The organism is Oscillibacter ruminantium GH1 (genome assembly GCF_000307265.1).
Classification (GTDB): Bacteria; Bacillota; Clostridia; order Oscillospirales; family Oscillospiraceae; genus Oscillibacter; species Oscillibacter ruminantium.
In genome coordinates, this window is sequence record NZ_BAGW01000041.1 from 1 (window position 1) to 1,428 (window position 1,428).

The following is a 1,428-nucleotide window of genomic DNA, read 5'->3' on the forward strand; positions in this document are numbered from 1 at the left end:
AGATTGAGCGCAAGGAAAAAGAGTCCGCCCCCGTTGCCGGTTATACCCGGAAGAAGCGTTCCAGCGGTCTGGATGAGATTCTGCCCGAAAACGTGCCGGTGGAAGTGGTGGAACACCGCCTACCGGAGAGCGAGCGTTCCTGTCCTCAGTGCGGCGCAACAATGACGGAGATTGGTAAGGATGTCCGGCGGTCTCTTGTGATTGTCCCTGCACAGGTGAAGATCCGCGAGGACTGGTTCTATACGTATGCTTGCCAGAACTGCAAGCTGAATGGGACGGAAACGCCGGTCTTGAAAACCGACAAGCTGCCGTCTGTGATACCGGGCAGCTACGCTTCCCCGGAGGCGATTGCCCATATTGCGGTGCAGAAGTATGTCATGGGCTCTCCGCTGTACCGACAGGCAGCAGAGCTGAACCGTAGCGGTGTCATGCTGTCCCGACAAACTATGTCCAACTGGCTGATGTGGGCATCTGAACATTGGCTTGCGCCCATTTATGAGCAACTTCATAAGCAGCTGGTAACTCAAAAGATACTTCATGCGGATGAAACCACCTTGCAGGTACTCCACGAGGAGGGCAAGAAGGCACAGTCTAAGAGTTATATGTGGCTGTACCGCACCAGTGGCGACGCCGAGCATCCGATTGTGCTGTATGAGTACAAGCCGGACAGAAAGGCTGAGAATGCGGAAAGGTTCTTATCCGGATTCTCCGGCTGGCTGCATGCGGACGGCTACCAGGGCTACCACCGATTGCTGAAGAACATCTGCGTGGTGGGCTGCTGGGCGCACGCGCGAAGGAAATTTGATGAAGCGGTGAATGCCTTGCCCAAACCGGAGCAAGCCGGATCTGCAGCGCTGGAAGGACAGCGGTACTGTACCAAGCTCTTTGCGATTGAAAAGGAGCTTGCGGGGCTGACGCCTGAAGAACGATATGCACAGCGGCTGGAACGGGAAAAGCCCGTTCTGGACGCTCTGCTGGCGTGGTCTTATACGAAAAAGGCAGCGCCGAAATCTGCTCTTGGCAAAGCGATTTACTATTTGCAGGAGCAGTGGCCGTACCTGATGTGCTATTTGGAAGATGGTCGGCTAGAATTGAGCAACAACCGCGCCGAGCGCAGCATAAAGCCTTTCGTTATGGACAGGAAGAACTTCCTGTTTGCGAATACACCGGGCGGAGCACAGGGCAGCGCGACCATCTTTAGTCTGATTGAAACCGCCAAGGAGAATGGCCTTGATCCGTTCCGCTATCTGGTCTGGGTGCTAAGCGAAGCTCCAGCAGCAGCCGCTGACGATGCCGATTGGCCAGAAAAGCTTACACCAGCTCACGCACCGGTAAGCTGCCGCAATTTGCAACCAAAAAATACTGCCGTTTAATCTGCGGGCTTGCCTACTTTGGCGAGCCCGTTTTTTCTGCCCGTTTGACGCTTAC

General features: G+C 55.1%; 1 protein-coding gene. It reads left to right on the plus strand.

The genetic code is table 11. From position 1 onward, the window contains the following. The coding region (gene tnpC, locus ON16_RS00015) for an IS66 family transposase (protein WP_040658424.1) at window positions 1-1,373 on the plus strand (1,373 nt) is incomplete at its 5' end. Between the last annotated feature and the right edge of the window lie 55 nt (window positions 1,374-1,428).